Here is a 23715-nt window from a genome sequence, read left to right as displayed (position 1 = left end):
GATAGGGGCATTGTCGCTTTGGTCAATCGGGTAACTTTGTCTCATGTGCGTTAAGCGCATCTGCTAGCCTGCTTTGCGCTGATCCGGGGCGCAGGGGTTTTGGCTGGCTGTCAGACGGTGCCCAACCGGCAAGGAAAGTAAGTTCGAAGGTGGCGCTGATCCTGCCCGCTGCTGTCGAAAAGGCATCGCGGTACAGCGTTGCGGCCCGGTGCAGCACTGCACGGCGGGTCGGTTTACGCAGTCTTCCGGCCAGCGCGTTGTTCTCTCCCATCGCCCGCAGATCACGCATCAGCGCATAGGCATCGCCGTATTCGACGGTCTGGCTAATCTGATCTGCTACCGGCAGCGCAAAGCCTGCACGTTGGAGCAAACCGCCCATATCCCGCAGATCTGCCATCGGGGCCACGCGCGGCGACAGACCGCCGGTTACTTCACTTTCGGCCTGCCCCAGACAGGCCCGCAGTTCTGTCAGTGTCTCTCCACCGAAAGCGACGCTCAAGAAAAGGCCATCGGGTTTCAACGCGCGCCTGCACTGGATCAGTTGCCCGACCGGATCGTTTGCCCAGTGCAAGGACATGGCGTGAATAACCAGATCATGCGTCTGCGGCTCAACCGACAGGGTGTCAGTATCAGCAATCATGACCGCCTTCGGAAAACGCGCAGACCAGAATTCGGGGAAACCTGTAACAAGCGCAATGGATTTAAACGGCTTGTTAACCATGGCCATACGATCTTCGATCTCATCGGCGGCGGTTTCTTGCAGGAAAAGCGCATCTGCCTTTATGCGTGCGCGGTGCCGTGCAAGGGCAGTGGAGTCGGTCATGAGTGGTTGCTGGGTCATCTGGGTTCAATATGGCGTTACTGAGCGGACTTCAAACAGGGTTAGACGCAATTTATCCTGCGCGTTGTTTGGCATGTGGCGGGATAGTTGACGGCGATTTCGGGCTATGTGGCCCCTGCTGGCGTGATACTTCTTTCATCGGTGGTACGGTTTGTGACGCCTGTGGTGTGCCGCTTCCGGGCGTGGAAGGGGCCGATACACCACATTGTGATGCCTGCATGCAGATGCCGCCCCCATGGGTGCGCGGGCGCGCGGCGATGCTGTACCGTGATACCGGCCGCAAGTTGGTGCTGGCGCTGAAACACGGCGACAGACAAGAAATAGCGCACCCTGCGGGTCTATGGCTTTCCAATGCGATCCAAGACGTGCTGACCCGGAACACACTGATCGCGCCTGTGCCGCTCCATTGGCACCGCATGATAAAAAGGCGATATAATCAATCAGCGCTGCTTGCTCGCGCGCTTTCCCGTCGGGTGGATCGACCGTGGTGCCCCGACCTGTTGCAGCGTTTCCGGCGTACAAGATCACTAGACGGTTTATCACGGGTTGAGCGGATTCAGACCGTACAAGGCGCGATACGTGTGCATCCGCGCAGACGTCACCGGTTGATCGGGCGGCCCGTGCTTTTGGTTGATGATGTGATGACGTCGGGGGCAACACTTTCGGCCTGCACACAGGCTTGTCTTGATGCCGGATCAGGGCCTGTTTGTGTGGTAACACTGGCGCGGGTGGCCAAAGACGCCTAAATCTCCTTGCAACTGAAGTGTTGAAAGGACCGGGAACATGAAACCTGTCGAAATTTATACATCCCCGCTTTGCGGTTTTTGCCACGCTGCCAAACGTCTGCTGACCAAAAAAGGCGTCACCTTTTCCGAAGTGGACATCTGGGCCGAGCCTGATCGCAAAGCCGAGATGATGCAGCGTGCCAATGGTGGCCGCACAGTGCCGCAAATCTTTATTGGTGATACCCACGTCGGTGGCTCTGATGATCTGCATGCGCTGGAACGTGATGGCAAGCTTGATGCATTGCTGGCAGCATGATGCAAGGTGCCATCCTGCAGCTGAATGTAAGTGATGATCCTGCGGCAAACCTGCGCGAAACGGTAGGGATGCTGCGGGAGGCCATCGCGGGCGGCGCGGAGTTAGTGCTGACGCCCGAGGTAACCAACTGCATTTCGACCAGCCGGACACACCAGCAGGATGTGCTCCAGTTTCAGGACGCCGACATCACCCTCGCTGCGTTGCGTGAAGAGGCGAAATCTGCCGGTATCTGGCTTTTGATCGGCTCGCTAGGGCTCAAGACTGATGACGCGGACGGGCGTTTCGCGAACCGGTCCCTTATGATTAGCCCAAAAGGCGAGATTGTCGCAGCCTATGACAAGATCCATATGTTCGACGTGCAAATCAACGAGGCCGAGACATGGCGCGAATCGGATGGCTATCGGCCGGGCGATCGGGCCGTTTTCGCCCAGACCGATTTTGCAAAGATTGGCATGACAGTCTGTTACGACGTCCGGTTTTCCCATCTGTACCGCGCTTTGGCAAAGGCCGGCGCTGATATTTTGACGGTCCCTGCTGCTTTCTCTCCCGTGACAGGGGCCGCGCACTGGCACGCTTTGCTTCGTGCGCGGGCGATTGAATCAGGGTGCTTCGTCATCGCACCTGCCCAAACCGGTACGCATGCAAGTGCCAGAAACAAAACGCGTGACACGTATGGTCATTCTCTGGTCATTGATCCGTGGGGCGAGGTGATCCTCGACGCGGGGACGGCACCGGGCGTTTACAAGTTTGATCTGGATATGGAAAAAGTGGCGGAGGCGCGTGGTAAGGTCCCGAGCCTTGCAAACGCACGAGAGTTTTCCGGCCCCTGATGGCACCTAGACGGATCGATAGATGAGCGATGACAAGAATACTCTGGCGATCATGCTGTTCAGTGAATTGCTGGCGGCAGATCATTCAATGCGCGGACGGCTCACGCGGGTATTGCCCAAGGGTATGGAAATCTCTCATTTTTCTGTTCTCAACCATCTTGCCCCGAAGGGAACCGAGACTTCGCCTGCGCGACTGGCTGAGCGGTTCGGTGTCACGCGCGGCGCAATGACCAACACGCTGACCAAGCTCGAGTGGTCGGGATATGTTCATATCCGCCCCGACTGGGACGATGCCCGCCGCAAGATGGTTTCGATCAGTCCTGCGGGGCGTCACGCCCGCGACAGTGCGGTGGCTGCGATTACCCCGATGATTAATCAGGTGGTAGAGGACTTGGGCGAAGATCAGGCACGCGCGGCCCTGCCGATCCTGCGTGAGATCCGGATCAAGCTGGCTTGAGGCTGGCTGTGACGTAGTTCACGCTCAGGTCTCTATCTGACAATTTCCATGACCACGCGATGGGGTTAAAGACAAACCCCTTGCGGTCTACCGGCTCCATGCCCGCCTCGGCAATCAGTGAAAACAGCTCGTCCGGCGTGATGAACTTGGACCATTCGTGCGTTCCTTTGGGCAACCAGCGCATGATTTGTTCAGCACCGACAATCGCCATCACATATGACTTCGGATTGCGGTTGATGGTTGAGCATACGTGCAACCCACCGGGCTTGAGCAGATCGTGGCATGCGCGCAGATAGTCGATGGGCGAGGCGACATGTTCGACCACTTCCATATTCAGCACCACGTCAAATTGCTCACCTGCTGCGGCCATCGCTTCGGCGGTGGTGTGGCGGTAATCGATCTCTAATCCCGATTGTTCAGCATGAATTTGCGCCACAGGGATGTTACCGGCAGCGGCATCCGCGCCCACAACATCAGCACCCAACCGCGCCATCGGTTCGGCCAGCAAACCGCCACCACACCCGATGTCGAGAATACGCAGTCCTGCGAAAGGTTTGTCCGATTTCAGATCGCGGTCGAATTCGCCGGCAATCTGGGTGGTGATATAGTCCAGCCGACAGGGATTTAGCATGTGCAACGGCTTGAACTTGCCGTTCAAATCCCACCACTCTGCCGCCATCGCCTCAAATTTTGCGATTTCACCGTCGTCGACCGTTGTTTGTGCCGTTGGCATATCCCAAATCCTGTGTTCTTGTTGCCTTGCAAAGTATATAGGGCCGTAATGGACAAGTTTCCCGACCAAAAACGCGCAGTACAGTATTTGTACCCGCCGATCGATCCTTTCGATCAGCGTATGCTTGCTGTGGGGCAGGGGCATCAGGTCTATATGGAACAGTGTGGAAACCCTGACGGCATTCCCGTTATCGTATTACATGGTGGCCCCGGTGGCGGGTGCAGCCCGTCGATGCGGCGGTACTTTGATCCCGCAATTTACCGGATAATCCTTTTCGATCAGCGCGGTTGCGGGCGTTCGCGGCCCCATGCATCGGTCAAGGATAACACGACGTGGCATCTGGTTGCTGACATCGAGATGATTCGCCGTGAACTGGGAATTGAGCAATGGATCGTCTTTGGCGGCTCATGGGGTGCGACACTTTCGCTGATCTATGCGCAGACCCATCCAGAGGCCGTGCGCAATCTGGTTCTGCGCGGCGTGTTCCTGATGACGCAAGCCGAGCTGGATTGGTTCTATGGTGGCGGTGCCGGCAAATTCTGGCCTGAAGTTTGGGCGCGATTCACATCGCTGATCCCCGAAGACGAACATGACGATTTGATCAAGGCCTATCACCGCAGGCTGTTTTCCGGCGACATACCTATGGAGCAGCGCTATGGCCGTGCGTGGGCTGCGTGGGAAAACGCGCTGGCGTCCATTCATTCGTCTGGAGGGTCGCACGAGGGACCGGCTGAATATGCGCGGGCGTTTTCACGCCTTGAGAATCACTATTTTACAAACGCCGGTTTTCTGGAGTTTGACGGACAAATCCTCGCACATATGCCGCGCATCTCTCATATTCCCGGTGTGATCGTACAGGGACGGTATGACATGATTTGCCCGCCCAGCAGTGCCTATGCCCTGTCGGAAAACTGGTTGCAGGGTGAGTTGAAGATGGTGCGTAACGCAGGGCATGCCCTGTCGGAGCCGGGCATATCAGCGGAACTGGTGCGGGCCATGGACAGGATCGGAGCGCAGGGATGAGCCGTTCTTTGCTCGATAGACGTGCGCTGTTTTCGACCGCTGCTGCTGCGGCATTGTTGGCCGCGACAGGTGTTTCGGCGGCCGCACCCAAGCGGGGCGGACGTCTGCGGATGGCGCTGTCCGGTGCCACACGACAAGACACATGGGCGCGCGGTGACGGGCTCTTCATGCAGGTTGCGCGACAGGGTCTCGTTTTTGACACGCTGACCGAAATCGCCGCAGACGGGACGCTGCGCGGAGAATTGGCCACCGGTTGGACGTCCCTTGATAACGCGCGAACCTGGCAATTCAATTTGCGGGAGGGTGTGACGTTCCATGACGGGACACCCTTCACTGCACAGGATGTTGTTGCCAGCGCCAAGGGGTATGCAGATGCGGAAGTTGAAGTCCTTGGCCGCCACAAGGTGTCCTTCAGGCTTCTTCGCGCCGATCCAGCATTCCCGATGCGTCTTTCTGATCCCGCATTTTACATCTCTGCCGCGCATGCGGTCGGTTCGGGAATCGGTACAGGTCTGTACAAAGTCGCAAGCTTTGACCCCGGCAAACGTTTGCTGGCGACACGTGTGACGCAACACTACAAAGATGGAACTGCCGGCTGGTTTGATGAAGTTGAACTGACTTCTATCCCGTCAGAGCCGGTGCGCAGGCAGGCCTTGGCTGAGTATTTGGTTGATGCGGTTGATCTGACCTCGGTCGGCGGCCTGACAGACCAGCCTGATATCACGTTCCAACCGGACCACCGTGCGCCTGTTCAAGCGGTTTCATCCGAGATTGGACAACCATTGCGCGTCAGCCACCTGCGTCCGCTTGATAACCTGCGGGCGGCTGAACGGTGGTGGTTCGCCTGAACCCCCTTGCAGTTTGGCGCACCCTTGCGTATATGGCCTTTAACAGCGGCGCGTTCGGGTCCAAACCAAACGCTCCACCGATCTTGAACACGGGCCGCGCGCCCGTTTTTTTGTGCCTGATGATATTTGATAGGAAACCATGACCAACGACCTGCCCTTGTCCACGACATTGATTGCCAAAGCCGCTATCGACCGCCGCATGGCCGAGATCATCACGCCGGTGATTGAGGATATGGGTTACGAGCTGGTGCGCGTGCGTTTGATGTCGGGCAAGGAAACGATCTTGCAGATCATGGCGGACAAGCCTGAGGGCGGGATCGAAGTTGATGATCTTGCTTTGATCAATCAGGCGCTGGGCGCGGTTCTGGATGTCGAAGACCCGATTGTCGAAGAGTATACGCTTGAAGTGTCTTCGCCCGGCATCGACCGTCCGCTGACCCGGCTCAAGGATTTCGACATGTTCGAAGGCTATGAAGCCAAGATCGAGACAGAAGAGCTGATTGACGGCCGCCGCCGCTTTAAGGGTGAGCTTGCAGGCGTTGAGGGTGACGAAGTGCTGATCAACGTGGCCGAGGGCACCGTTGGTCTGAAGTTTGACTGGTTGACCGATGCCAAGTTGGTCCTGACCGACGAGTTGATCAAAGAAATGCTGCGCCAGCGCAAAGCGTCAGGTGCAATTGACGAAACCAAGTTTGACGAGATCCAGACCGAAGGGTCTGATGAGGGAGAAGAATAGATGGCTATTACATCCGCAAACCAGCTTGAGCTTTTGCAAACAGCCGAAGCCGTGGCCCGCGAAAAGATGATCGACCCTGCGCTGGTCATTGAGGCGATGGAAGAATCGCTCGCCCGTGCTGCCAAGTCGCGCTACGGCGCTGAAATGGACATTCGTGTATCAATCGACCGCAAGACCGGTCGCGCAAAATTCACGCGTGTCCGGACGGTTGTGACGGATGAAGAGCTTGAGAACTATCAGGCCGAGTTCACCGTCGAACAGGCCAAGCAATACATGGAAAACCCCGCTGTTGGTGACACCTTCGTCGAGGAAGTCCCGCCGGTTGAGATGGGCCGGATTGCTGCACAGTCAGCCAAGCAGGTCATCCTGCAAAAGGTACGCGAAGCCGAGCGTGACCGTCAGTACGAAGAATTCAAAGACCGCGCAGGTACGATCATCAACGGTCTGGTCAAGCGTGAAGAGTATGGCAACGTCATCGTCGATGTGGGCGCTGGTGAAGCGATTTTGCGCCGCAACGAAAAGATCGGCCGCGAATCGTATCGCCCGAATGACCGTATCCGCGTTTACATCAAAGACGTGCGTCGCGAGCAGCGTGGCCCGCAGATTTTCCTGAGCCGTACCGCGCCTGAATTCATGGCCGAGCTGTTCAAGATGGAAGTGCCAGAGATTTACGACGGCATCATCGAGATCAAGGCGGTTGCCCGTGATCCCGGTTCGCGCGCCAAGATCGCTGTGATTTCCTATGACGGGTCGATTGACCCCGTAGGCGCATGTGTCGGTATGCGTGGTTCACGTGTGCAGGCCGTAGTTAACGAATTGCAGGGTGAAAAGATCGACATCATTCCATGGAATGACGATCAGCCAACGTTCCTTGTGAACGCATTGCAGCCTGCGGAAGTCTCCAAGGTTGTTCTGGACGAAGAAGCGGGCAAGATCGAAGTGGTTGTTCCGGAAGAGCAGCTTTCGCTTGCTATTGGCCGTCGTGGCCAGAACGTGCGTCTGGCGTCACAGCTTACCGGTCTCGACATCGACATCATGACAGAAGAGCAGGAAAGCCAGCGCCGTCAGGCCGAGTTTGAACTGCGTACCAAGCTGTTCATGGATAATCTCGACCTCGATGAGTTCTTTGCGCAGTTGCTGGTATCCGAAGGGTTCACCAACCTTGAAGAGGTCGCTTACGTCGAAGTTGACGAACTGCTGGTCATCGATGGCGTTGATGAAGATACTGCCGGTGAGCTGCAGGCACGTGCCCGCGATGTTCTGGAAGCACAGAACAAAGCCGCACTTGAAGCAGCCCGTGCGCTGGGCGTCGAAGACAGCCTTGTTGAATTTGAAGGCCTGACACCCCAAATGATTGAAGCACTGGCCAAAGATGGTGTGATGACGCTGGAAGATTTCGCCACATGCGCCGACTGGGAGCTTGCAGGCGGTTGGACCACTGTTGATGGTGAACGTGTAAAGGACGACGGTTCGCTTGAGCCGTTCGAGGTATCGCTGGAAGACGCACAGAATATGATCATGACAGCACGGGTGATGCTCGGTTGGGTTGATCCGGCAGAGCTAGAGGCGGAAGCCGTCGAAGAAGACGAAGAAGCATCCGAGGAGATCGAGGCCTGATCTCAGGCCTCGGGCTTACCTGATGGGACGCGGTGGCGCCTCCAAAGACCGCGAGAACGGTCCTGATCGCAAGTGTATTGCCACAGGCGAGGTGCAACCTAAGTTCGGGTTGATCCGTTTTGTGGTAGGGCCGGACGATCAGGTCTATCCTGACGTTTTGGGAAAGCTGCCCGGACGTGGTATATATGTAGCAGCTGATCGTTCAGCTATCGAGCTGGCGGTAAAGAAAAAGCTCTTTACCCGCGCAGCAAAAAAGCAGGTTACGGTTGCCGACGACCTGCTCGAAGAAGTTGAAAAGCAGTTGGCGCGTCGTGTGGTCGATCTGATTTCGTTGCAACGCAAGGGCGGTCGGGCCGTTGCGGGATACGAAAAGGTCAAAGGCTGGCTACAGAATGAAGAAGCCGAAGTGCTGATCCAGGCAAGTGATGGATCGGGCCGCGGGAAATCGAAACTGAGCACGCCGCACTATGGCCATTACATTGGCATACTGACGGCGGATGAATTGGGTTTGGCATTCGGACGCCAAACTGTGATACATGGGGCGCTCGCCTCTGGTGGACTCACTCTGCGTGTTGTAGAGGAAGCCCAGCGACTTAAAGGCGTGCGACAAAACGAGGCTGGCAGCGGCCAGCCGAAAGGATAGACGAGCTAAATGAGCGATAGTGACGGCAGAAAAACATTGGGTCTGGGCGGTTCGCGCCCCAGCAACGTAAAGCAGAGCTTTAGCCACGGGCGCACCAAAAACGTCGTGGTAGAAACCAAGCGCAAGCGCGTTGTGGTGCCGAAGCCGGGTGGGCAAAAGCCAACCGGGCCGGGCGCTGGACCCGTTGGTGACCCTTCCAAGCGTCCCGCAGGCATCACTGATGCCGAGATGGAGCGCCGGCTGAAGGCGGTTCAGGCCGCGAAAGCACGCGAAGTCGAAGAGGCAGCTGCACGTGCAGCCGAAGAAAAGGCCCGCGCAGAAGATCGCGAGCGTCGCCGCGCCGAAATCGAAGCCAAAGAGCAAGAAGACCGCGAGCGCGAGGAAAGCCTCAAGGCGAAAGCCGAAGAGGAAGAGCGCGCCAAGCAGGAAGCCGTTGCCGCAGCACAAGCCGCCGCAGCACCTTCCGAGCCTGTTGCAGCACGTCCGACGCCGAACAAAGCCGCGCCAGCACCTGCTGCGCGCAAAACCGAGCGTGATCGCGAAGAGACAAACAAAAAGAACCGCACCGACGACCGTCGGTCTGGTAAGCTGACTGTTAATCAGGCGCTTGCGGGCCGCGAAGGTGGCCGCCAGCGGTCCATGGCACAGATGAAGCGCAAGCAGGAGCGTGCGCGTCAGAAGGCGATGGGTGGCACTGTTGAGCGCGAAAAGATCATTCGCAACGTGAACCTGCCCCCTGCGATCGTTGTTTCAGAACTTGCTGCACGTATGGCTGAGAAAACCGGTGCGGTGGTCAAGGCTCTGATGACCAACGGTATGATGGTTACGCAGAACGAAACGATTGATGCGGACACCGCCGAGCTGATCATCGAGGAATTCGGCCACAAGGTGGTGCGCGTTTCCGATGCCGACGTTGAAGATGTGATCAAAGAGATCAAAGACGATCCAAAAGATCTCAAGCCGCGTCCACCGGTCATCACGATCATGGGCCACGTTGACCACGGTAAAACGTCCTTGCTTGACGCAATCCGCAACGCGAAAGTTGTCGCGGGCGAAGCGGGCGGCATCACGCAGCACATCGGTGCCTATCAGGTCACAACCGATGGCGGCCAAGTGCTTTCGTTTCTTGATACACCGGGCCACGCGGCGTTTACGTCGATGCGTTCACGCGGTGCTCAGGTCACGGATATCGTCGTCTTGGTTGTTGCGGCGGATGACGCCGTGATGCCCCAGACAATCGAAGCGATTGCGCACGCCAAAGCGGCGAATGTGCCGATGATTGTTGCGATCAACAAGATCGACAAACCTGCGGCCAATGCCGACAAGGTGCGTACGGACTTGCTGCAACACGAAGTTATCGTTGAGAAAATGTCAGGTGAAGTGCAGGACGTCGAAGTATCTGCGACCACCGGCCAAGGTCTGGACCAACTGCTTGAGGCGATTGCCCTGCAGGCAGAGTTGCTTGAGCTGAAAGCCAATCCTGACCGTGCCGCCGTCGGCGCTGTGATCGAAGCACAGCTTGACGTGGGCCGTGGTCCTGTTGCGACGGTTCTGGTTCAGAACGGTACTCTGCGTCAGGGTGATATCTTTGTTGTGGGTGAGCAGTACGGTAAGGTTCGTGCGTTGATCGACGATCAGGGCAACCGTGTGAAAGAAGCGGGCCCATCCGTTCCTGTTGAGGTTCTGGGCCTGAACGGTACACCCGAAGCGGGCGATGTACTGAACGTGACCGACACCGAAGCACAAGCGCGCGAGATTGCGGATTACCGTGAGAAAGCGGCCAAAGACAAACGCGCCGCAGCGGGTGCAGCAACAACGCTTGAGCAGCTGATGGCGAATGCCAAAGCAGACGAGGACGTGTCCGAGCTGCCTATTCTGGTCAAAGCGGACGTGCAGGGTTCTGCCGAAGCGATTGTTCAGGCAATGGAGAAAATCGGCAACGATGAGGTCCGCGTGCGCGTCCTCCACTCCGGTGTTGGTGCGATTACCGAGACCGACGTAGGTCTTGCCGAAGCATCCGGTGCGCCGATCATGGGCTTTAACGTGCGTGCGAATGCATCTGCTCGTAACACCGCGAACCAGAAGGGTGTCGAGATTCGTTATTACTCGGTCATCTACGATTTGGTTGATGATGTGAAAGCAGCGGCTTCCGGTCTGCTTAGCAACGAGATCAAAGAGAACTTTATTGGTTATGCGAACATCAAAGAGGTCTTCAAGGTTACAGGTGTCGGCAAGGTCGCCGGTTGTCTGGTTACCGAAGGCGTTGCGCGTCGTTCGGCTGGCGTTCGCCTGCTGCGGGACAACGTGGTTATTCACGAAGGCACGCTGAAGACATTGAAGCGTTTCAAGGATGAAGTGCCAGAAGTACAGTCCGGTCAAGAATGCGGTATGGCGTTTGAAAATTACGATGATATCCGTCCAGATGATGTCATCGAGATTTTCGAGCGTGAAGAAGTTACACGCACGCTGAGCTAAGATTTGGCATATGAGAAATTGAAAAAGGGGCTGCGGATGCGGCCCCTTTTCTTTTGAGTTGTTCAGAACTCAGTTGATTTCTGGAGTGCTCAGTTCGGTCTAAGAACCGGCCGTCCTGCGAAAACAGTATCATCAACTTTTACAGCGATCCGGCCATCTGCCAGATCTTTCACAAAAATTCCCTGAACGGATACACACGATCCTATCGAAATAGTACGAAGCATAGCCTTCCTCCCAAGAAGTATATTCATCTTAGGAAACAAAAACATGGGGGGCCAGCGAATTGTTCGGAAAATTTAGCATTGGTGCCTGACAAGCGGGCAGAATGAAAAGTCAGAGCCAGTCGCGCAATATAGGGACGAGAGGCACGTCAGCCGCTGGCATAGGGTAATCGCGCAGGTCTTTTGCATATACCCATTTGAGCTGCTGATTTTCGCGGGACATGGGCGTCCCCTCCCATTTCCGGCAGGCAAACAGCGGCATCAGGAGATGAAAGTCGTCATAGCTGTGGCTGGCAAACGTCAGAGGTGCAAGGCAGGATTGCCAGGTGTTAATCCCCAACTCTTCGTGCAGTTCACGGATAAGGGCGGCTTCGGGCGTCTCACCAACTTCGACTTTGCCACCCGGAAACTCCCAAAGACCAGCCATGGACTTCCCCTCGGGTCTTTGGGCCAAAAGTATCCGTCCATCCACATCAATAAGCGCCGCAGCGGACACCAGAACCGTTTTCATGACCGGTAGTCCGCGTTGATCTCGATATAGCCGTGGGTCAAATCGCAGGTCCACACGGTTGCAGCGCCAGTCCCAATACCCAAATCTACTGAAATGCGGATATCTTCGCCTTTCATATGCGCAGCGGCGGCCTCTTCGGAATAGTTCGGACTGCGCCAGCCGTCTTTGGCCACTTCGACATCACCGAAACTGATCGACAGCTTGTCACGGTCCGCTTCTGCACCGGACTTTCCGATGGCCATGACAACGCGACCCCAGTTCGGGTCCTCGCCTGCAATGGCGGTCTTTATCAACGGGGAATTCGCAATAGCCATTCCATGAACCTTGGCATCGCTATCGCTAGCTGCACCTGTGATGGCGATTTCGACGAATTTCGTGGCCCCTTCGCCATCGCGGACAACCTGATGGGCCAGATCAAGCATTACACGCTCTAGCGCGCCAGAGAATTCAGCGTTGCCCGTCACGTCCACACCGGACGCACCAGTCGCGGCAACAATTAAACTGTCCGAGGTAGAGGTGTCGCTGTCGACAGTGATGCAGTTAAACGTGGTGTCGGCCTGAGCGGAAACCAGCGACTGCAGGCTTTTCTGGTCAATCGCCGCGTCGGTAAAGATATAGACCAGCATCGTCGCCATATCTGGCGCGATCATCCCGGACCCTTTTGCGATCCCCGCGATCGAGACTGTTTTGCCATCCACCTCTACAGTTGCCGAAGCCCCCTTGGCGTAGGTGTCAGTGGTCATGATCGCCTTGGCCGCGCTCGCGATCCCACCTTCATCGACCTTGCCAAAAACATCCGCGATCACGGCGGTGACCCGTTCAAACGGCAATGGTTCACCGATAACACCCGTTGAAGATGTAAATATCCGTGATTGTGGAATATCGCAGGTCTCTGCGACCGCCTTCGTTATCGCAGTGACCGCTTCGACACCTTTGCTACCTGTAAAGGCATTCGCATTACCGGAATTCACCAGTATCGCGGCACCCTTATCATTGGCCCCTCCAATTTTCTCCTGACAATCCAGCACCGGCGCTGCGCGTGTGCGCGAGCGGGTAAAGACCCCGGCGATGGCGGTGCCGGGATCCAAGATTGCCATCATCACATCTGTGCGGCCTTGATATTTGACGCCAGCCGCAGCCGTGCCAAACCGGACACCCTTGATGATTGGCAGGTCAGGGAAGGTCGCAGGTGCCAGCGGAGAAACTTTGGTGATCTGGCCCAAGGTCTTATTCCAGCCATTCGATGTTTTTCAACAGCGCAGGATCAAGCCCTTCTGATGCGCTGCGATCAACTTCCGCTGCCGAAGTGATCTCTTCGATGCGGCTTTGCACAAGGGTCTGGCGCAGTTGAAGCTCAAGCTCCTCGCGTACGTCTTCCAGCGCAGGCGCTTCGCTTGTGCGGGTCTCGTTCAGCTTGATCACGTGCCAGCCGAACTGTGTCTCTACCGGATCAGAGACAGCGCCGGCTTTCATATCCACAACTGCCGCTTCGAAAGTCGGTACCATCATCCCTTTGCCGAACCAACCGAGGGAGCCGCCACCGGGACCTGATGGGCCGGTAGACTTCTCGCGCGCCAATTCTGCAAAATCGGCCCCGTCGTCCAAGGCTTCCTTAATGGATTGCGCCTCTTGTTCAGTTTCTACCAAAATGTGAGACGCGTTATATTCCTCGCCCATCTCTGCATCGGTGTACTGTTCGTTATAAGCCGCAAGGATTGCGTCCTCCTCCAACGGCTCTGCCATGACGGTCTCGATAACCTCGCCGGCGGTAAGAGATCGCGTCTCGTTCTCCAAAGAAAGCTTCACACGGTTGGGCAGATCGCCCTCAAACGTGTCGGCAAGCGCGGACTGCTGGACCAACTGGTCGAGAATGCCCGTGAACAACACCTCGTCTGGCAGCTGCTGATACTGCTCTGGCAGCGTGGTGCGGGCAATGATCATATGTCCCAGTGTGATGTCTGTGCCATTCACTGTCGCGACGACTGTATCTAGGCTTGGTTCATCCTGCGCGGCCACAGGCAAAGCGAGGGAAACAGCAAGCGCCACAGACGCCAGATATGTGAGGGGTTTTTGCATGGATCGTCCTATCGTTAAGCTCTGTGAGGGGCTGCTACATTGACAGCCTTTGGTGCGGCCCTTACATCGCCCTAAAGGGCGCACACGCAGGCCACGTTCCCCATCTATCTATGGGCTGACAAGGGCTTGGGCAAGCACATCGCTGCGCACAATTAATTCGCCGTCTGGAGAGCACATGCTGGGTATCGGAACAATCGCCAAAAAGGTCTTTGGCACGCCAAACGACCGCAAAATCAAAGCGACGCGTCCGCTGGTTGAAAAGGTCAACGCGCTAGAGCCCGAATTCGAGAAGCTGAGCGATGACGGGCTGAAGGATAAGACGGAAGAGCTGGCGAAACGTGCTATGGCGGGTGAAAGTCTTGATGACTTGCTGCCCGAAGCCTTTGCCAACTGCCGCGAAGCTGCCCGTCGCACATTGGGTCTGCGTGCCTTTGATACGCAAGTCATGGCCGCCATTTTCTTGCATCAGGGCAATATCTCTGAGCAAAAGACCGGTGAGGGTAAGACACTCACCGCGGCGATTGCTGCCTACCTTAACGCGCTGCCGGGTAAGGGCGTGCATGTTGTCACCGTGAACGAATACCTCGTGCAGCGTGATGCCGACTGGATGGGCAAGGTTTTCGCGGCGTTGGGATTGACCACAGGTGCCGCCATTTCGGGTATGAACACCGAAGCAAAGCGTGCCGCCTACGGATGCGATATCACTTACGCGACCAACAACGAGCTTGGTTTCGATTATCTGCGCGATAACATGAAATCAAACCTCGACGAGATTCTGCAAAAGCATCACTTCTTTGCGATCGTCGACGAAGTGGACAGCATTTTGATCGACGAAGCGCGTACGCCGCTTATCATTTCCGGTCCTGCGCAGGACCGTTCCGAGATGTATGTTACGATCAACAAGCTGATCCCGTCCCTTAAACCTGAGCACTATGAGCTGGACGAAAAAACGCGCAATGTGACCTTTACCGACGACGGTAACGAGTTCCTTGAAGAGCTTTTGCGCGCCGAAGGCCTGATGGAAGAAGGTCAGTCCCTGTATGACCCCGAAAGCACAACCATCGTGCACCACGTCAATCAGGGTCTGCGCGCACATAAGCTTTTCCTGAAGGACAAAGATTACATCGTTCGTGACGGCGAAATCATGCTGATCGACGAATTCACGGGCCGGATGATGCAGGGCCGCCGCCTGTCTGACGGGTTGCATCAGGCGATTGAGGCCAAGGAAGGCACCTCGATCATGGCTGAGAATGTCACGTTGGCCTCTGTCACGTTCCAGAACTATTTCCGCCTGTATGACAAGCTGGCCGGTATGACCGGTACTGCCCTGACCGAAGCGGAAGAGTTTCAGGAAATCTATGGTCTGGGTGTTGTCGAAGTGCCGACGAACCTGCCCATCGCCCGTGTTGATGAGGATGACGCCGTCTACCGGACCGTAGGCGAGAAATACAAAGCGATGATCGATAAGGTCAAAGAGGCGAATGCCAAAGGCCAACCTTGCCTTGTCGGGACCACGTCGATTGAAAAGTCCGAACAGCTAAGCCAGATGCTGACTGCCGAAGGCATCCCGCACAACGTTCTGAACGCGCGCCAGCACGAACAGGAAGCGCAGATTATTGCGGATGCAGGTAAGCTGGGTGCCGTTACGATTGCGACGAACATGGCCGGTCGTGGTACCGACATTCAGCTGGGCGGCAACGTCGATTTGAAAGTGCTCGAAGCAATCACAGCAGATCCCGAAGCTGACCCGAATGAAGTACGGGCGCGGATCGAAGCGGAACACGCTGAGGAAAAGAAAAAGGTACTGGAGGCCGGTGGCCTGTATGTTCTGGCGTCGGAGCGGCATGAATCCCGCCGGATCGACAACCAGCTGCGTGGCCGTTCAGGCCGTCAGGGTGACCCGGGTCGGACTTCCTTCTTCCTGTCGCTCGAAGATGACCTGATGCGTATTTTCGGGTCCGAGCGGTTGGAAAAAGTGCTGACGACCTTGGGCCTGAAAGAAGGCGAAGCGATTGTGCACCCGTGGGTCAACAAATCGCTTGAGCGGGCGCAGGCAAAGGTCGAGGGCCGCAACTTTGATATCCGCAAGCAACTGCTGAAATTTGACGATGTCATGAACGAGCAGCGTAAGGTCATCTTTGGCCAGCGGCGCGACATCATGGAATCCGACGACCTGTCTGAGATCACGACTGACATGCGCCATCAGGTGATTGATGATCTGATCGACGTTTACATGCCGCCGAAAACCTACGCTGACCAATGGGACAGCAAGGGATTTCACGAGGCCACGATGGAGCAGTTGAACATCAATCTGCCAATCGTCGAGTGGTGTGAAGAGGAAGGCGTAGATGACGAAGTGATCCGTGAGCGGATGATTGAAGCGACCGACAAGATGATGGCTGACAAGGCCGACGTCTTTGGCGCAGAGAACATGCGCAACATCGAAAAGCAGCTTTTGCTGAATGCCATTGATACCAAGTGGCAGGAGCACCTGATGACGCTTGAGCATCTGCGTTCGGTTGTCGGGTTCCGTGGCTATGCGCAGCGTGATCCGTTGAACGAATACAAGAACGAAGCCTTCCAACTGTTTGAAGGATTGCTTGATAGTCTGCGTCAGGAAGTGACGCAGAAGCTTGGTCAGATTCAGCCGATGTCTGAAGAAGAACGCGCGGCGATGATCGAAGAGCTGCGCGCCCAGCAGGAAGCTGCGAAAGCGGCAGCGACTGCCGAAGAACCACTGCCAGAACCCACCGCCGCTGCCATCGAAAACGGCTTTGTCGAAGATGATCCTACCACGTGGGGCACCCCGGGGCGCAATGACATGTGTCCCTGTGGGTCAGGCAAGAAGTTCAAACACTGTCACGGCCGCGTTAACTAATCGTTGCCTCTTTTTTGACAAACAAAGCGCTCAGGGCGGTCATAACGCCGCCCTGATCATCATAGATAAAAGCATGGAACGATTCCGGTGAAGGGACCAGACCATGCTTGGCAAGAAAGAGATCGCAACCGCAGTTGGCGCTTTAGCCTGTGCCATTGGTATCGGCTTTATTATGCAAAGCGCGGACAGTGGTGGCGACGGTTACGACCAGCAGGCGGCGGCGGATGCGCCGGTCCTGCAAGGCGCGACAGCAGGCAATGCGATGCTGGACCTTGAAGAGATCACACTCACCTCAGCCGAGTTTGAAGGCGGCATTGATCTGCCATCACCTGATACTGAAGTCACCAAAGTGCTTGCGCCCACCAGCGTGCTGGAAGAGCCAACAGTGCCTGAGGTCGTCGAGCAGTCGCAAGCGGTCACACCTGCCTGTGAAATAGTTGCGACAGCGCGTCCGGTCGCAGCTGCCATGGTCAATCTGGAGCTTGAGGCGTCATGCTTGCCGAATGAGCGGGTCACAGTTCACCACAACGGAATGATCTTCACCGAGACAACTTCTGCCGAGGGCAGTGTTTCCCTGCGTGTTCCTGCGCTGGCGAAAGAAGCTGTGTTCATACTCGCATTCTCAAACGGTGAAGGCGCAGTTGCGCAGACCGTAGTAGAAGAGCTGGCGGATTTTGACCGCGCTGTTTTGCAGTGGAAAGGCAACACAGGTTTTCAAATCCACGCCCGCGAATTTGGTGCAGACTACGGGTCAGAGGGACATCTTTGGACAAATGCGCCGGGTGACGTTGCGGCCGCAGTTGCCGGCAGCGGGGGCGTGTTGACGCGCCATGGCGATATGTCAGCCGCCGAGCCGTTGATCGCCGAAGTCTATAGCTTCCCCAAGGCATACAATGCCCGTTCAGGTAACATTGCGCTTAGCGTTGAGACCGAAGTCACTCAGGCGAATTGCGGTCTTGAGATTGAAGCGCAATCGCTTGAGATGCAGGCCGATGGTTCTATCAAGACCCAGAACCTGACGCTGCCAGTGCCTGATTGTGACGCCGCGGGAAGCTTTCTTGTGTTGAATAATCTGCTTCAAGACCTGAAAGTCGCCGGAGGTTAATCCAACCCCCGAGGTCACATGTTGAACATCAAACGTGCGGCGGCCATCGCCGCACTTTTTATTTTCACCGCCACGAATGTGTTCGCACAGGATGTGACGCTGACGTCCCGTGACAACAAGGTTGAGCTGAGCGGCACACTTTTGGGCTTTGATGGCGAGTTCTATCGGGTCCAGACTGAATTCGGAGAATTGACCGTCGACGGGTCTGGCGTTTCCTGTGTCGGTCCGGGGTGTCCGAACCTTCAGGACTACGTAGCCGAGATTGAAATGTCAGGATCTGCCACCATGGGTGCCGTCCTGATGCCCGCACTGATAGAGGCCTATGCCCAACGCAACGGGTACACAGTTGCCCGCGAGGATGTAGATGCAACCGGTTTCGTACTTTCGTTGACGCGAATTGATACGGGCAAGCTCGCAGCGCGTTTTGGCCTTCGGGCAAGCAATACCGACGAAGGATTCGCCGATCTGCTTGCTGACGAAGCGGACATCGTGATGTCCCTGCGCGAAATACGTGCTGAAGAACGCAAAAATGCAAGGGAAGCGGGCATGGGCGACCTTACAGGCCCGAACCGCAGTCGCGTTCTGGCTCTTGATGCCATCGTCCCTGTTGTTGCGCTGCGCAACCCGGTCAAAAGCATTTCCCCGCTGGCGCTGGCACAAGTCTTTTCCGGTGAGATCACCAACTGGCAGGCACTGGGCGGCCCTGATGCCCCGATCGAACTGCACCTTCCCGATATGTCAAACGGTCTGGCACAGGCGATTGAGGATCAAATCATGGTCCCCGCCAAACTCAATCTGGCCCCTGACGCGATCCGTCATATCCAGCCATCTGAAATTGCCGAAACCGTTGCAAAGGACACTTTGGCGCTCGGGCTGACCAGCTATGCCGAACGGAGCAACACGCGGGTGCTGACGCTGGATGGCACCTGCGGTTTTGCGCTGAATGCCGCGCGGCGTACCATCAAGACAGAAGACTATCCGCTGACCGCGCCAATGTTTTTGTATTTTCCGGCCCGGCGCCTTCCGCGTGTCGCACGTGAGTTTCTTGCTTTTACAAGAGGACCGGCAGCCCAGAATGTTATCCGGCGGACCGGTTTGGTAGATCAGGCACCAGAAGAGATCGCGATTGACCAGCAGGGCAACAGGTTTGCTAACGCTATCACCGTTGCCGGCCCCGAGATTTCGCTGGAGGAGATTCAGCGCATGACCACGACGCTGTCACCGATGGCGCGGCTGACCACATCTTTCCGGTTTGAAACAGGATCCATCAGGCTGGACGCGCAATCGCGATCAAACGTTCAGCAGTTGGCCCGTGCCCTTGAACAAGGAAAGTATGATGCGCGGCAGATGCTGTTTGTCGGCTTCAGCGACGGAAAAGGTGCGGCAAAGCCGAATAGGGATATCGCACTCCGCCGTGCCGAAGCGGTATTGCGTGCCGTAAGTGCCGCCGCCGTCACGGCAAACCTGGAAAGGGTAGCCTTGAGTGTCGATGCCTTTGGAGAGGCAATGCCGATGGCCTGTGATGACACCAGTTGGGGCCGTCAGGCCAACAGACGGGTAGAGGTCTGGGTGCGCTGAAACAGCTACAGAAAGCCTTCTGATTTGAAGCTCAGCTCGGTCGATTTCCCGATAATCAGGTGGTCATGCAGATCTATTCCCAAGGCATCGCAGGCCCGCGCAATTTGTGCGGTCATGTCGATGTCAGCCGCGGACGGCGTGGGATCACCCGAAGGGTGATTATGGACAAGGATCAGCGCAGATGCATTCAATTCAAGCGCTCGTTTTGCCACCTCACGCGGATAGACAGGCACGTGGTCCACAGTGCCCTTGCCCTGCTCCTCATCCGCGATCAGTACATTCTTGCGGTCGAGATAGAGCACACGGAACTGCTCCGTTTCGCGGTGGGCCATCGCAGTGTGGCAGTAATCGATCAGCGCGTCCCAACTGGACACAACATGCGTCTTCAAGACCTTAGCGCGGGCCATTCGTTGCGCGGCGGCCTCCACAATCTTTAGTTCTACCACGACCGCATCACCTACCCCTTCAAGGTCACGCAATCGGGCCTCGGGTGCTGATATTACTCTGTTAAAGTCGCCAAAGCGGGTCATTAGTGCGTGCGCAAGCGGTTTGACATCACGGCGCGGGATGGCGCGAAAAAGCACGAGTTCGAGCAGCTCGTAATCTGGCATGGCAGTTGGCCCGCCGCCCATGAACCGCGCCCGGAGTCGTTGCCGGTGATCCTTGATGTAGGAGGGTTGTTCGACCGGAATCGGTTTCAGACCATCGAAGGATTCGAGCAGATGGGGTAGAAGCTGATCGCGGAAAGAGGACATTATTTGAACCGGAATATTAGGGTTACTAATGCCTTAATAATCCGTGGATATTACCGAAACGTAAATTCTCGGCCTCTGTAGGATAGCGACCGGAAAATGTGTTTTCTGGCGCCAAGCAAAAAGGGCGGGAATTAACTCCCGCCCAGTATTCAGCCCTTCATGGATTCCCAAAAGGATTTCACGCTTGAGAAGAAACTGCTGCTTTCAGGGTTGTTCTCGGACGACAGGTCCTCAAACTCTTTGAGCAGTTCTTTCTGCCGGGATGTCAGGTTCACTGGTGTTTCAACAGCGAGTTCGATGATCATGTCACCGGTCCCGCCACCCCGCAGCGGTGGCATCCCCTTGCCGCGCAGACGCATCTGACGGCCCGATTGGCTACCGCTCGGGATTTGCACACGTCCACGACCACCATCAATGGTGGGCACTTCGATATTGCCGCCAAGGGCGGCGGCGCTCATCGAAACAGGCACGCGGCAGAACAGGTTGGGTCCTTCGCGGTCGAACAGTTCGTGTTCTGTCACCTCGATGAAGATATACAGATCACCTGAAGGGCCACCGCGCATGCCAGCCTCGCCTTCACCGGCAAGGCGGATGCGTGTACCTGTCTCTACCCCGGCGGGAATATTGACGCTGAGCGACCGCTCTTTTTCAACACGACCTGCGCCGTGACACACGGTACAGGGGTTTTTGACGATCTGGCCCATGCCTGAACATGTCGGGCAGGTCCGTTCGACGGTAAAGAAGCCCTGCTGTGCACGGACTTTGCCCATACCCGAGCATGTCGGGCAGGTTGTCGGTTCAGCACCACCTTCGGCACCCGATCCGCTGCAATTGTCACATTGTACCGAGGTCGGCACATTGATCGACTTTTGCAGGCCGGCATAAGCATCTTCCAGCGTTACGCGCAGGTTATAGCGCAGGTCGGCACCACGGGCAGCACGACGTCCGCCACCACCGCCACCGCGTTGCCCCATGAAGTCGCCGAACAGATCGTCGAAGACATCAGAAAAAGCAGATGAGAAATCGCCCTGACCGCCGCCAAAGCCACCGCCCGGACGGCCACCGCCGCCCATGCCACCTTCGAATGCTGCATGACCATAACGGTCATACGCAGCCTTCTTATCGGCGTCTTTGAGAACTTCGTAAGCCTCGTTCGCTTCTTTGAACTGGGACTCGGCCTTGGGGTTGTCTGAGTTACGATCAGGATGAAGCTCTTTCGCTTTGGTGCGATAGCCTTTCTTGATCTCGTCTGCTGACGCACCTTTGGCAACGCCAAGGACTTCGTAATAGTCACGTTTTGCCATGGATTATATCCTTTTGCTGGAACGTGAAGGGCCGGCCCGTTCCGCACGGACCGGCCCTGTCATTGGTTCCGAGACGCTGACTTACGATGCGCGCTTGTCGTCATCGAGGTCTTCGAACTCGGCGTCGAGGATATCGTCATCCGCCGGTCCGCTTTGCTCGTCCGCTGCAGCAGCCATATCGTCTTCGCCAGCTTCTTGTGCCGACTTGTAGATGGCTTCACCAAGCTTCATCGCGGCTTCGGTCACGTTCTGAAGACCCGCTTTGATCTTGCCTGCATCCTCTGTTTCCAGATCATCCTTGAGCGCTGCAATTGCCAGCTCAATCGCCTCAACCGTGGTTGGGTCGACTTTGTCAGAATGCTCTTCCACAGATTTCTCTGTCGAGTGGATCAGGCTTTCGGCCTGGTTTTTGGCTTCGATCAGCTCGCGGCGTTCCTTGTCCGCCTCGGCGTTCTCTTCTGCGTCCTTGACCATCTTTTCGATGTCGTCGTCGGACAGACCACCGGATGCCTGGATCGTGATCTTCTGCTCTTTCATGGTGCCTTTGTCCAAGGCACCCACAGACACGATGCCGTTGGCGTCGATGTCAAAGGTCACCTCAATCTGCGGCATGCCACGTGGGGCAGGCGGGATGTTTTCAAGGTTGAAGGCACCGAGGATTTTGTTGTCGGCAGCCATTTCACGCTCACCCTGGAAAACCCGGATCGTCACAGCGTTCTGGTTATCTTCGGCGGTCGAGAAGACCTGAGATTTCTTCGTCGGGATCGTGGTGTTGCGGTCGATCAGACGGGTGAACACACCGCCGAGGGTTTCGATACCCAAGGACAATGGAGTCACGTCCAGCAGAACCACGTCTTTGACGTCACCTTGCAGAACACCGGCCTGGATCGCGGCACCAAGGGCCACAACTTCGTCAGGGTTCACACCTTTGTGCGGCTCTTTACCGAAGAACTTGGTCACTTCTTCAACAACGCGCGGCATGCGTGTCATACCACCGACCAGAACGACTTCGTCGATGTCGGAGGCGCTGAGACCGGCGTCTTTCAGGGCAGCAGCACAAGGCTTCATGGATGCTTTGATCAGATCACCGACGAGGCTTTCCAACTTCGCCCGTGTCAGCTTCATCACCATGTGCAGTGGTGAGCCGTCGGAACCCATCGAGATGAACGGCTGGTTGATCTCAGTCTGGTTGGCGCTGGAAAGCTCAATCTTGGCTTTCTCGGCGGCTTCCTTGAGACGCTGCAGCGCCATCTTGTCTTTGGTCAGGTCCACACCGTTGGTTTTCTTGAACTCTTCGGCGAGGTAGTTAACGATCCGCATGTCAAAGTCTTCACCACCAAGGAACGTGTCACCGTTGGTGGATTTCACTTCGAACAGACCGTCGTCGATCTCAAGGATGGTAACGTCGAATGTACCACCACCAAGGTCATAGACCGCGATTGTCTGTGTGTTCTCTTTGTCGAGGCCGTAAGCCAGAGCCGCGGCTGTCGGTTCGTTGATGATCCGCAGCACTTCAAGACCGGCGATCTTACCGGCGTCTTTAGTGGCCTGACGCTGTGCGTCGTTGAAGTACGCAGGAACGGTGATAACCGCTTGCGTCACTTCTTCACCAAGATAGCTCTCGGCGGTTTCTTTCATTTTACCAAGGATGAAAGCAGAGATTTGAGAAGGGGAGTATTTCTCACCCTTGGCTTCAACCCATGCGTCACCGTTGCCGCCATCAATCACGTTGAAGGGCAGGTTTTTCTTGTCCTTGGCCAGATCCGCATCGTCGTTGCGGCGGCCAATCAGGCGCTTTACGCCGAAAATTGTGTTGTCAGGGTTTGTAACAGCCTGACGTTTTGCAGGCTGGCCCACCAGACGCTCGTCATCCGTGAAGGCGACGATAGATGGGGTTGTGCGTGCACCTTCGGCGTTTTCGATAACGCGAGGCTGGCTGCCGTCCATGATGGCGATACAGCTGTTTGTCGTTCCGAGGTCGATACCAATAACTTTGGCCATGTTTTTGATCCCTTTTCTCTTCAAGGCGATGACACGGGACGT

21 protein-coding genes are annotated in these 23715 nt (G+C 56.4%); 13 read left to right on the top strand and 8 right to left on the bottom strand.

The window, feature by feature from the left end:
* Positions 1-22: 22 nt before the first annotated feature.
* Complete coding sequence (locus Z946_RS0108135; protein WP_025055235.1) at positions 23-841, bottom strand: methyltransferase domain-containing protein; 819 nt, start codon at positions 839-841, stop codon at positions 23-25.
* 11 nt (positions 842-852) lie between these two features.
* On the opposite strand from Z946_RS0108135, the gene Z946_RS0108130 reads away from it, so the two are divergent.
* The 4 genes from Z946_RS0108130 to Z946_RS0108115 are packed head-to-tail and all read left to right on the top strand — an operon-like array spanning position 853 to position 3169.
* The gene (locus tag Z946_RS0108130) at positions 853-1587 is read left to right on the top strand and encodes a ComF family protein (protein ID WP_025055234.1); all 735 of its coding nucleotides are present in this window, start codon (positions 853-855) and stop codon (positions 1585-1587) included.
* A gap of 37 nt (positions 1588-1624) precedes the next feature.
* Positions 1625-1882: a glutaredoxin 3 gene (gene grxC, locus Z946_RS0108125; RefSeq protein ID WP_025055233.1), complete on the top strand. Its 258-nt coding sequence runs from the start codon at positions 1625-1627 to the stop codon at positions 1880-1882.
* Entirely contained in the window at positions 1882-2712 is an 831-nt protein-coding gene (locus Z946_RS0108120) for a carbon-nitrogen hydrolase family protein (protein WP_025055232.1), read from the top strand. The genes grxC and Z946_RS0108120 overlap by 1 nt, the downstream gene beginning before the upstream one ends.
* 22 nt (positions 2713-2734) lie before the next feature.
* The gene (locus tag Z946_RS0108115; RefSeq protein WP_025055231.1) at positions 2735-3169 is read left to right on the top strand and encodes a MarR family winged helix-turn-helix transcriptional regulator; all 435 of its coding nucleotides are present in this window, start codon (positions 2735-2737) and stop codon (positions 3167-3169) included.
* Here the strand turns inward: Z946_RS0108115 and ubiG are convergent.
* Entirely contained in the window at positions 3156-3902 is a 747-nt protein-coding gene (ubiG, locus tag Z946_RS0108110) for a bifunctional 2-polyprenyl-6-hydroxyphenol methylase/3-demethylubiquinol 3-O-methyltransferase UbiG (protein WP_025055230.1), read from the bottom strand. The two genes, Z946_RS0108115 and ubiG, sit on opposite strands and share 14 nt — an antisense overlap.
* A 48-nt stretch (positions 3903-3950) precedes the next feature.
* Here ubiG and pip point away from each other — a divergent pair, with 48 nt between their 5' ends.
* The 6 genes from pip (at position 3951) to infB (ending at position 11244) form a co-directional block, all read left to right on the top strand.
* On the top strand, positions 3951-4925 hold the full coding sequence (gene pip / locus Z946_RS0108105; RefSeq protein ID WP_025055229.1) for a prolyl aminopeptidase: 975 nt from the start codon (positions 3951-3953) through the stop codon (positions 4923-4925).
* Positions 4922-5773 (top strand): ABC transporter substrate-binding protein, encoded by an 852-nt coding sequence (locus Z946_RS0108100; RefSeq protein WP_025055228.1) that lies wholly within the window; start codon positions 4922-4924, stop codon positions 5771-5773. The genes pip and Z946_RS0108100 overlap by 4 nt, the downstream gene beginning before the upstream one ends.
* A gap of 139 nt (positions 5774-5912) precedes the next feature.
* Positions 5913-6509 (top strand): ribosome maturation factor RimP, encoded by a 597-nt coding sequence (gene rimP / locus Z946_RS0108095; protein WP_025055227.1) that lies wholly within the window; start codon positions 5913-5915, stop codon positions 6507-6509.
* Positions 6510-8126 (top strand): transcription termination factor NusA, encoded by a 1617-nt coding sequence (gene nusA, locus Z946_RS0108090; RefSeq protein ID WP_025055226.1) that lies wholly within the window; start codon positions 6510-6512, stop codon positions 8124-8126. It begins immediately after the preceding gene.
* A gap of 22 nt (positions 8127-8148) precedes the next feature.
* Complete coding sequence (locus tag Z946_RS0108085; protein ID WP_025055225.1) at positions 8149-8769, top strand: RNA-binding protein; 621 nt, start codon at positions 8149-8151, stop codon at positions 8767-8769.
* Positions 8770-8778: 9 nt separating this feature from the next.
* Positions 8779-11244 carry a translation initiation factor IF-2 gene (infB, locus tag Z946_RS0108080; protein ID WP_025055224.1) on the top strand — a complete coding sequence of 822 codons (2466 nt, stop codon included), beginning with the start codon at positions 8779-8781 and terminating at the stop codon, positions 11242-11244.
* 333 nt (positions 11245-11577) lie between these two features.
* Here infB and mutT read toward each other — a convergent pair whose 3' ends face one another.
* The 3 genes from mutT to Z946_RS0108065 are packed head-to-tail and all read right to left on the bottom strand — an operon-like array spanning position 11578 to position 14052.
* Positions 11578-11976, bottom strand: coding sequence for an 8-oxo-dGTP diphosphatase MutT (gene mutT / locus Z946_RS0108075; RefSeq protein WP_025055223.1), 399 nt, complete (start codon positions 11974-11976; stop codon positions 11578-11580).
* Positions 11973-13199: a bifunctional glutamate N-acetyltransferase/amino-acid acetyltransferase ArgJ gene (gene argJ, locus Z946_RS0108070; RefSeq protein ID WP_025055222.1), complete on the bottom strand. Its 1227-nt coding sequence runs from the start codon at positions 13197-13199 to the stop codon at positions 11973-11975. The genes mutT and argJ overlap by 4 nt, the downstream gene beginning before the upstream one ends.
* Positions 13200-13203: 4 nt before the next feature.
* A complete protein-coding gene (locus Z946_RS0108065) occupies positions 13204-14052 on the bottom strand; it encodes a peptidylprolyl isomerase (RefSeq protein ID WP_025055221.1) in 849 nt (282 codons plus the stop codon).
* Between the two features lie 175 nt (positions 14053-14227).
* Here Z946_RS0108065 and secA point away from each other — a divergent pair, with 175 nt between their 5' ends.
* The 3 genes from secA (at position 14228) to Z946_RS0108050 (ending at position 19613) form a co-directional block, all read left to right on the top strand.
* Positions 14228-16930, top strand: a complete 2703-nt coding sequence (secA, locus tag Z946_RS0108060) for a preprotein translocase subunit SecA (RefSeq protein ID WP_025055220.1) — start codon at positions 14228-14230, stop codon at positions 16928-16930.
* A gap of 103 nt (positions 16931-17033) precedes the next feature.
* Positions 17034-18035 carry a hypothetical protein gene (locus Z946_RS0108055; protein ID WP_025055219.1) on the top strand — a complete coding sequence of 334 codons (1002 nt, stop codon included), beginning with the start codon at positions 17034-17036 and terminating at the stop codon, positions 18033-18035.
* Between the two features lie 18 nt (positions 18036-18053).
* On the top strand, positions 18054-19613 hold the full coding sequence (locus tag Z946_RS0108050) for a phosphate ABC transporter substrate-binding/OmpA family protein (protein WP_081780799.1): 1560 nt from the start codon (positions 18054-18056) through the stop codon (positions 19611-19613).
* Between the two features lie 5 nt (positions 19614-19618).
* On the opposite strand, the gene radC is transcribed toward Z946_RS0108050, so the two are convergent.
* From radC to dnaK, 3 genes are all read right to left on the bottom strand, one after another.
* Positions 19619-20368, bottom strand: a complete 750-nt coding sequence (gene radC / locus Z946_RS0108045) for a RadC family protein (RefSeq protein WP_025055217.1) — start codon at positions 20366-20368, stop codon at positions 19619-19621.
* A 149-nt stretch (positions 20369-20517) separates the two neighbouring features.
* The gene (gene dnaJ, locus Z946_RS0108040; RefSeq protein WP_025055216.1) at positions 20518-21672 is read right to left on the bottom strand and encodes a molecular chaperone DnaJ; all 1155 of its coding nucleotides are present in this window, start codon (positions 21670-21672) and stop codon (positions 20518-20520) included.
* 81 nt (positions 21673-21753) lie between these two features.
* A complete protein-coding gene (gene dnaK, locus Z946_RS0108035) occupies positions 21754-23673 on the bottom strand; it encodes a molecular chaperone DnaK (RefSeq protein WP_025055215.1) in 1920 nt (639 codons plus the stop codon).
* Between the last annotated feature and the right edge of the window lie 42 nt (positions 23674-23715).

Origin of the sequence: Sulfitobacter noctilucicola, assembly GCF_000622385.1 — a bacterium.
GTDB classification, from domain to species: Bacteria; Pseudomonadota; Alphaproteobacteria; order Rhodobacterales; family Rhodobacteraceae; genus Sulfitobacter; species Sulfitobacter noctilucicola.
This window is presented reverse-complemented; position numbering and strand designations above follow the sequence as displayed.

What these genes read in the sequence shown, in the direction of transcription:
- Z946_RS0108135 (WP_025055235.1), bottom strand. Translation starts at nt 841, where the DNA reads ATGACCCAGCAACCACTCATGACCGACTCCACTGCCCTTGCACGGCAC.
- Z946_RS0108130 (WP_025055234.1), top strand. Translation starts at nt 853, where the DNA reads ATGGCGTTACTGAGCGGACTTCAAACAGGGTTAGACGCAATTTATCCT.
- grxC (WP_025055233.1), top strand. Translation starts at nt 1,625, where the DNA reads ATGAAACCTGTCGAAATTTATACATCCCCGCTTTGCGGTTTTTGCCAC.
- Z946_RS0108120 (WP_025055232.1), top strand. Translation starts at nt 1,882, where the DNA reads ATGCAAGGTGCCATCCTGCAGCTGAATGTAAGTGATGATCCTGCGGCA.
- Z946_RS0108115 (WP_025055231.1), top strand. Translation starts at nt 2,735, where the DNA reads ATGAGCGATGACAAGAATACTCTGGCGATCATGCTGTTCAGTGAATTG.
- ubiG (WP_025055230.1), bottom strand. Translation starts at nt 3,902, where the DNA reads ATGCCAACGGCACAAACAACGGTCGACGACGGTGAAATCGCAAAATTT.
- pip (WP_025055229.1), top strand. Translation starts at nt 3,951, where the DNA reads ATGGACAAGTTTCCCGACCAAAAACGCGCAGTACAGTATTTGTACCCG.
- Z946_RS0108100 (WP_025055228.1), top strand. Translation starts at nt 4,922, where the DNA reads ATGAGCCGTTCTTTGCTCGATAGACGTGCGCTGTTTTCGACCGCTGCT.
- rimP (WP_025055227.1), top strand. Translation starts at nt 5,913, where the DNA reads ATGACCAACGACCTGCCCTTGTCCACGACATTGATTGCCAAAGCCGCT.
- nusA (WP_025055226.1), top strand. Translation starts at nt 6,510, where the DNA reads ATGGCTATTACATCCGCAAACCAGCTTGAGCTTTTGCAAACAGCCGAA.
- Z946_RS0108085 (WP_025055225.1), top strand. Translation starts at nt 8,149, where the DNA reads ATGGGACGCGGTGGCGCCTCCAAAGACCGCGAGAACGGTCCTGATCGC.
- infB (WP_025055224.1), top strand. Translation starts at nt 8,779, where the DNA reads ATGAGCGATAGTGACGGCAGAAAAACATTGGGTCTGGGCGGTTCGCGC.
- mutT (WP_025055223.1), bottom strand. Translation starts at nt 11,976, where the DNA reads ATGAAAACGGTTCTGGTGTCCGCTGCGGCGCTTATTGATGTGGATGGA.
- Z946_RS0108065 (WP_025055221.1), bottom strand. Translation starts at nt 14,052, where the DNA reads ATGCAAAAACCCCTCACATATCTGGCGTCTGTGGCGCTTGCTGTTTCC.
- secA (WP_025055220.1), top strand. Translation starts at nt 14,228, where the DNA reads ATGCTGGGTATCGGAACAATCGCCAAAAAGGTCTTTGGCACGCCAAAC.
- Z946_RS0108055 (WP_025055219.1), top strand. Translation starts at nt 17,034, where the DNA reads ATGCTTGGCAAGAAAGAGATCGCAACCGCAGTTGGCGCTTTAGCCTGT.
- Z946_RS0108050 (WP_081780799.1), top strand. Translation starts at nt 18,054, where the DNA reads ATGTTGAACATCAAACGTGCGGCGGCCATCGCCGCACTTTTTATTTTC.
- radC (WP_025055217.1), bottom strand. Translation starts at nt 20,368, where the DNA reads ATGTCCTCTTTCCGCGATCAGCTTCTACCCCATCTGCTCGAATCCTTC.
- dnaJ (WP_025055216.1), bottom strand. Translation starts at nt 21,672, where the DNA reads ATGGCAAAACGTGACTATTACGAAGTCCTTGGCGTTGCCAAAGGTGCG.
- dnaK (WP_025055215.1), bottom strand. Translation starts at nt 23,673, where the DNA reads ATGGCCAAAGTTATTGGTATCGACCTCGGAACGACAAACAGCTGTATC.